At 47.2% G+C, this 6,522-nt stretch carries 7 protein-coding genes and 1 pseudogene; 2 read left to right on the top strand and 6 right to left on the bottom strand.

The genetic code is table 11. The features are described 5' to 3' along the window. From GS12_RS24330 to GS12_RS13060, 6 genes and pseudogenes are all read right to left on the bottom strand, one after another. A pseudogene (locus tag GS12_RS24330) lies at positions 1–179 on the bottom strand (IS30 family transposase); the annotation flags it as partial. Between the two features lie 148 nt (positions 180–327). Further along, the gene (locus GS12_RS13080; protein WP_034947713.1) at positions 328–1,320 is read right to left on the bottom strand and encodes an ArdC family protein; all 993 of its coding nucleotides are present in this window, start codon (positions 1,318–1,320) and stop codon (positions 328–330) included. A gap of 113 nt (positions 1,321–1,433) precedes the next feature. Then, a complete protein-coding gene (locus tag GS12_RS13075) occupies positions 1,434–1,802 on the bottom strand; it encodes a hypothetical protein (RefSeq protein ID WP_034947710.1) in 369 nt (122 codons plus the stop codon). A gap of 83 nt (positions 1,803–1,885) precedes the next feature. Beyond that, positions 1,886–2,149 (bottom strand): hypothetical protein, encoded by a 264-nt coding sequence (locus tag GS12_RS13070; RefSeq protein WP_235421159.1) that lies wholly within the window; start codon positions 2,147–2,149, stop codon positions 1,886–1,888. A 20-nt stretch (positions 2,150–2,169) separates the two neighbouring features. After that, positions 2,170–2,514 (bottom strand): hypothetical protein, encoded by a 345-nt coding sequence (locus tag GS12_RS13065; RefSeq protein ID WP_052118454.1) that lies wholly within the window; start codon positions 2,512–2,514, stop codon positions 2,170–2,172. 318 nt (positions 2,515–2,832) lie between these two features. Further along, positions 2,833–3,738 (bottom strand): integrase domain-containing protein, encoded by a 906-nt coding sequence (locus GS12_RS13060; RefSeq protein ID WP_034947741.1) that lies wholly within the window; start codon positions 3,736–3,738, stop codon positions 2,833–2,835. Between the two features lie 1,088 nt (positions 3,739–4,826). Between GS12_RS13060 and GS12_RS13055 the strand changes: the two genes are divergently transcribed. Beyond that, positions 4,827–5,210: a hypothetical protein gene (locus tag GS12_RS13055; RefSeq protein WP_034947708.1), complete on the top strand. Its 384-nt coding sequence runs from the start codon at positions 4,827–4,829 to the stop codon at positions 5,208–5,210. Positions 5,211–5,222: 12 nt separating this feature from the next. Then, positions 5,223–6,515 carry a DNA cytosine methyltransferase gene (locus GS12_RS13050; RefSeq protein ID WP_052118453.1) on the top strand — a complete coding sequence of 431 codons (1,293 nt, stop codon included), beginning with the start codon at positions 5,223–5,225 and terminating at the stop codon, positions 6,513–6,515. Positions 6,516–6,522 lie beyond the last annotated feature (7 nt).

Raw genomic sequence — 6,522 nt, 5'->3', positions numbered from 1 at the left:
CGGTGTCGCTTTCGGACAGGGGGACGGTATCCACCAGTCTGGTGAATAGTGGGCATTATAGAAGAGTGGTATCTGTCGAACATTCTGGCGATATCATGCAGAGAATCACCTTGCTTATATCTGTCCCAGATAATCGCTTTCTGTTCGGGCGTGTAGTAAATGCGCGTTCTTCGTTTCATTGCAACGTCCCCCCCTTGATTAAGGATAGCGTTGCATCGACCCGTTGAACTCACAGCTCATAGCAGACCATTATGTTTAGGATGTTTGATTGTAAAGTAACTCTTCCAAAAAAACGCCCCAATACCGGGGCGCTCAGTGAGTTATTGCTCAGGCGGCCAGCGCCTTCTCGCGTAAGATAAGATATTCAAAAGCCTCCCGGGCAAAACGGCTTGCCTGGAAGATAGCCTTCTTGTCTTCTTTCAATGCGTTCAGCCAGTAAGCGATATAGCTTTCATGCTGAACGTCACCCTGGACACCCAGTTCAGCGTACAAAAATGCCGAACCAATTTCAGCGACCAGCTCTTCAAATGCGTATAGCGGGTCACCAAATCGGCGAGAAGAAGACGTAATGCCCTTCCGCGCCAGCCGGGAAATGTGTCCCGTGGAATGCACCAGCTCATGCAGCAGCGTACTGTAGTAATCAGCCGGGCAATTGAACTGTCCGACTTCCGGCATCACGATACGATCAACGCCAGGTCTGTAGAACGCCTGGTTCTGGGGCAAATGCACCACCGGCACACCGCTGCGGGCAATCACCTGCTCTGCCCGGCCAATGCGCTCAATGTCATGCACTCCCGATATTTCTGCTTCATCACCGGACACGCTCACTGGTGTCAGCAGCTTCGCGGGTAAATTTTCACACTGTTCAATATTGAACAGGTGAAAACAGGTCATGAAATTTCGCTGCGAAACTACAGCATCTCCCCGTTCGTCAAATAGTGGCCGACCTTTCTCATCAGTTTCTTTTTTCTCGAACGGCTTGAACAGCGTTACCAGCGTGGATTTCTCCCCTTTGCGTACATTGCCCCCGGCATCCTGCGCCTGTTTGAATGTCAGCCAGCGGTGAGAGGTAAAGCCTTTCTCCACCGTATCAATCCATAGTAACAGTACGTTGATACCGCTGTAGGGTCGCCCCGTTACCACATTGGCCGGTAATCCACCGATAACGGTTGTACAGCCATCGGCATTACGCCACGGTTTTCGCCAGGGCGGTGTTCCGTTTTCCAGAGCCGCGATGATTTTATCCGTCACAACCTGGAACAGATCGGGTTTGCTCTGACGACCTGCTGCTGCCTTCTTGTTGGTTCGCTTCGTTGCCATGATGAGTCCTCGCAATAAAAAGCGGGGACTTACCCCCTTGCGGGAATAAATCCCCGCAAGGGTGAGTCGCAAATTTTGCGCAATCTTGTACTACGGTAGCGATCCGGTTTCGTCTACCACCAGGCCCAGAACACCAGAGAGTGCCGTTCAAAATCAAACGACTCCAGTATCCCACTGCACCAGGCTTTGACTTCACTCACATCCCTCCAGTACCAGTCACCATAATCCTGTGAACCGAAGAAGAAACCTTCGCAGGTTGGAAAAACTTCCGTGCAGTTTTGGCTTGTCAGACTTCCCAGCTCATCATTTAACTTTTCCAGATGAGTACGCTGAATTGGCAACTCTTCACAATTTTCCACCTCTCCGACATGGTTTTCTATCCAGTTGATCAAGGCGTTAACTTTGCGAAAATAGCCCACTTCGGTACGTTCTGTTTGAGCGCTATCTTTCTCTCTGGCAAAAAAGTAAATATCAAGTCCCATTGCGATATCCTCATAAATAAAAGGCAGGGACTCTTCCCGACAGGAAAAGCCCTGCCGGGTTGCTGGTTTTAGCTAATGCGGCCTTAATCCGGTGATCCGTAATGGCCGCGGTAGGTATGATGTTCGGGACAATGTGCAACAAGCCCCAAAATTGTTAATAGCTGCCGTTCCCATGCCCCTGGCCGTCGCGAACCGTCAGCAATGGAGGCCAGGATGTAAGCAATAAGGCCGCTGACATTCTGAACGGGGCACAGAGATCCGTGTTTCTTAAACAGCTCTACCATATATTGCAGCTCCCGAAATACGTCGGGATCAACGTCAATGGTGTATTCGCTCTTCATTTCCATATGTCTCATTACTCCTTATGTTATTTAGCGAAACCCGCGCTGAAACGATAACGAAGCGTAGCCAGTTGCTCTGCCAGGCGATTTGCCTCGCGAAACGCCCGGGTACGGCAGTATCGGTTCTTCAGGGCAATGCGACACCATTGGTATCTGTAATCGCTGCAAGTCCGGCCTGAACGGCTCAGGACCGCAATGTCCCAGGTGCCATCGTCCAGACGAAACACATGAGCGCGAAAGCTCATTCGGCCCGTCTGGTTGGTTATCCACTCTCCATGAATGGATGACTCACGTACTGGCAGTAAACGTTCAAGAAGTGAATAAACCCCGCTGGTAAGCGGCGTAACATGGCGTTGAATAAAGGTATGCATGATGTACTCCTGTAAAAAAAGGGAACACCATGCCCCTGAAGGGAAAAGTATTCCCTCAAGGGTGAGTTAATCAGACTGGATGCCGGTCAGGGCATTGTGGATAAGAAAACCTTCATCGCATTAACTGCGATCCCTGCTTTCAAAGGTTCAGCAGGGTTGCCGCTCGAAAGCGCTTCCTCTCAGGCTAAGGTAGCTTTGGCTGTGATTACCCGAGGGCGTCCCTCTCAAATCACCGGGACATTGGCTGTTGTCAGAGACAACGGTTTAGCATCTGGAATCGTACATAATTCAAACAAACCAAACAAGCCCTTTTCAAAGTCACTCCTCAGATTCATTTATCCGGTTATAAACTCTGGCAACATAATGCCCGCGCCCATCTCCATGCCCCAGATCCATTGAAACCATTGCCTCCGCCTCTTTACGGCTTAATCCCTTATTCATATGGTAATCAGTCGCTTCTCGTGAATAAGCATAGCGCAAACTGTGCGGCGACTCCCGTCCGGTTAGTCCAGCATCCTTTAATACATTTCTATATCTGTCGATAGCGGAGTGTAATGAGGATTTATCAATCAATTTTCCGTTATGTTCATCGGCATATTTTATGGCTGTATTCACGGCGCTAATAACGATATCGCGGTTAACAATAGTCGTATCTCTCGGCCTGCCGCCCTTAGTACCAAATACGATCCGGATACGCTCATCGCCTTTATTTAATGCCTGCTGCCAGGTTTTTAATGATTTGGCTGACTGCACCGCTTCTTCAGTTCTCAATCCTAAATAACGGGCTAATTGCATTGCGGCAGCAACGCCTTCGTCTTTATCACGCACATGGACGAGCGCTGCGTGATAGCGCTCGTCCGAAATAGCGACTTTAGAGCCGTCCCGACTGGCCCCCGATAAGCCTAAAGCCGAATTACTTAACCGTTCGTGATTTGGATCGGCCAGTTTAGTTCTTCCGGCAGTATTGAAGATTGCGCGAATAGCCGCCATTTCATTCTGCATGGTACGTTTAGAGATATCTTCTGACTGACGGCTTTTTATATACAGCTCAACGTGATTTGTTTTTATATTGCTGACGTCCCGTATCTGAATATTCAGCTTCAGCATACTGGCGGAAAAGCGTGATGCAATTCTGGCGCGATCGGCAACGGTTTTAAAACTCCCTCCCGACTTGCGGGCCAGCGTAATGAGTTGCTTAGTTAACTGCTTATTCGCCCTCGACATCTTCCCTCTCCTTTCTTCCTGAAAAACGCACGACGCTGCGGCTTTCATCCTTAAAGACGAAAACCCCACTGACCTGCTTTTTTTAGATGTATACCCACGCTTCTGAACGACGTTCAGAACAGCGGTAAACATCCTGGCCCCGACGACACGGTTTAATTTGCGCTTCCTGCGGCTCGACTGATAACTGTGCATCGGGGTGGCAAATGTTGAGTTCTTGTGAGGTATCCACAGCTCGCTGAGCTGCTTGCGGCTTGCGCCGGTTCCTGACTGTTGTCAGGTCACCTCCATCCGTCAGCGTTGACTGACGTTGCCATCGTTACCGAGTCGATTTTTCTCCTTCATTTCATGGTTAAGCGTCTTCATCGGGATATCCATTTTTATGACGCGATAGTTTAAAAAACGTCCACCTTTAACACTGAACGCCGCGTAGCCCGGATTTATGCCTGGGCACTACGTGTTGGTCAGAGGGTAGCAGACGCTGGTAAAGCCCGTATTACGTGGGTTTGTCCGTTGTGCGCTTCGCGCGTCACTTGGTTCTCGTTTCACTCGACGCAAGTGACGCGCTGCACATATCCCGCGCCAAATGCTGCTTTGCAAATGCCAAATGTTCCATCTGGCATAGCAAAATGCAGCAAATGTTGCCGGGATTGCTGGACGTCGATCCAAAAGAAACTGCATTGATAGGGACGTTCTCCTAGTCAGGAGAAGTCATACATTGAGGGATAAACGTACCTTCATCGCAGCGGTGCTGCGATCCCCACTTTCAAAGGTTCAGTGGGGTTACCGCTCGAAAGCGCGTCCTCTCAGGTAATGGTCGCATTGGCTGTGGTCGCCCGAAAGCGTCAGTCTCAGACCACGCTTCTCTCCCTATGACTTTGGCTGTGTGATCACCCGAAGGCGCTTCTCTCAGATCACCTGCGCATCCTGCGCCTGAAGCATTGGCTGCTGTCTGTGACAGCGGTACAACTAACAAATATTAGATCAGCAATGAGTCAAATTTCAACCTGTGATTTTTGTACAAAATTCATGCTTTTTTGTTTGCTTTTGTAGCATTTAAATGCTACAAAAAGAATGAATCCGGAGGTGAAATGAACCAGATAACGCAATACAGAAACTTCATTTCTGGTGAAGTAGATAGAATCATGGCAGAACAAAATATAACTGTAAGACTATGTTCTGAAAGATTTAATAATAAATACCGATATCAAATTGATGTCGGTGAATGTCAACCTATGACTAAAGATTTTGTACAAAGAGTCAGGACTGGAAGATTCAAATCATTCACACCGAGAGTAGCAAAATTATGCGACTTTCTGAACATAGATCAGACCCAACCGGTGGAACATGTACCCCAGTCTGATGAGTTGCGCAGAAAAATACACACTATTGACAGCCTGATCCGGGATGACCAGGTACTTCTGAAAAAAGTATCTAAATTACTGGATGACATCACCGAATTACTCAGAGTCTAATAAGAGGGAACTATGGAGATACACAGTAATGTAATAAAGCAAAATACCTCTGCATTTCGTTTCGTCGATCTGTTTGCAGGTATCGGTGGCTTTCATGCCGGGATGGCTGAAAATGGAGGAAAATGCGTATTTGCCTGCGAAATCGACGATGCTTTGAGAAAAATATATGAAAGTAATTTCGGTGTTTTTCCTGAAGGAGATATAAAAAAGGTTGATGAAAAATCCGTCCCCTCTCATGATATCTTATGCGCAGGTTTTCCATGCCAGCCATTTTCTCTCGCTGGCAAGAAAAAAGGGCAAACCTGTCCTGAATCAGGCCAGTTAATAGATGAAGTGGTGCGTATAGCAGAACATCATAAACCTCGCTATGTTCTACTTGAGAATGTCCCCAACATTATCACTATCGACAACGGAAATTTCTGGCGTTATATGAATACCAGATTCAATGATATCGGTTATTCATTACACCATCGCATACTTTCACCAGTAGATATTGGCGTTCCACAAAACCGACAACGTGTATTTATTGTAGCCTGCCGGGATAAGACTGATGCATATGCACTGACATGGCCGGAACAGACATCTCAGTGCACCAGACTTGAAAACATACTTGATCACAAAGGTGATTTCAGATTACTTGAACCTGCCAAAGCTGACTTATTAAAACACTGGCAAAAGCTATTGTCTCAATTGTGTATTACCGAACTTCATTCAATATCCATTGCAGCACCTGAATTTGGTGCCGATTATCCCAAAAACTTCTCCCGCCTGACGCTTAAAGAGATGGTTCAATATAAAGGTGCATACGGACAGCCACTAACAGGTTGTACAACCTGGAAAGAAGTACTGGACCGACTCCCCTCTTATGTCAGGAAAAATCGGCAGGTTCCGGACTGGATTAATAAATCAGTCGATTTTTCACGCAAGCTATATATTCAAAACAAAACGGTAGCTGATAAGTGGATTACCTGTCTGCCCCGGCATAATAATAGCTGGCAAATTATGGAATGGAGAGGTGATCTCCGGAACCTGAACATTAACGATCATCTTGTACAATTTCGGGCTTCAGGCATCCGGGTTTTCAGAAAAGATGTTGCTCCATCACTCATTTCGATGACATCCACTCAGGTACCGGTTATTCCTTGGCTCGGGCGATATATCTCAGTGCGTGAAGCAGCAAAATTACAGAATCTTCATCATTTATCTTCATTGCCGGAGAATAATTCCGCAGCATTCAAGGCATTCGGTAATGCAGTTAATGCAAAAATAGTTTCCATGGTAGTAAGCAACCTTATTAAACATTAAGGATAGT

Source organism: Erwinia oleae, from assembly GCF_000770305.1.
Classification (GTDB): Bacteria; Pseudomonadota; Gammaproteobacteria; order Enterobacterales; family Enterobacteriaceae; genus Erwinia; species Erwinia oleae.
Note: the sequence above shows the minus strand (reverse complement) of the source record. Positions and strands in the feature narration are given on the sequence as shown.